General features: G+C 55.1%; 2 tRNA genes. Both read left to right on the forward strand.

Going from position 1 to position 452, the window contains the following annotated elements:
• The first annotated feature begins 47 nt into the window (after window positions 1-47).
• A tRNA-Ile gene (locus GVL61_RS24480) sits at window positions 48-124 on the forward strand.
• A 22-nt stretch (window positions 125-146) separates the two neighbouring features.
• Window positions 147-222: transfer RNA gene (locus tag GVL61_RS24485), tRNA-Ala, on the forward strand.
• The last annotated feature ends 230 nt before the right edge of the window (window positions 223-452 follow it).

Here is a 452-nt window from a genome sequence, read left to right on the forward strand (position 1 = left end):
GCTCACGCCGCCCGCGGCCTTTGTGGTCGTCTCGGGCTTGGCAAGTTGGGCCTGTAGCTCAGTTGGTTAGAGCGCACCCCTGATAAGGGTGAGGTCAGTGGTTCGAATCCACTCAGGCCCACCATTTGCCAGTTTTGACAGATAACGGGGCCTTAGCTCAGCTGGGAGAGCGGTTGCTTTGCAAGCATCAGGTCATCGGTTCGATCCCGATAGGCTCCACCATCTTCGCCGTGTAAACGGCTTGAGGATGGTTTTGCGCATCAAGCGCTCTGTCAGTGTACTCCAGAGATGAAGTGAAACGGTTCCGGCCCTAACAGGCCGGTTACGCGGGATTTGCCCGCATTCTTTGACATTGTGAATGGGTTTTTTAATCGATGCCGTGGCGCGTCGTGCTTGCTGACGTAGTGAGCACACGATGACGCGCAACATACAGATGTAAATCTGGCTGAGAT

Source organism: Novosphingobium sp. 18050 (assembly GCF_902706195.1).
Classification (GTDB): domain Bacteria; phylum Pseudomonadota; class Alphaproteobacteria; order Sphingomonadales; family Sphingomonadaceae; genus Novosphingobium.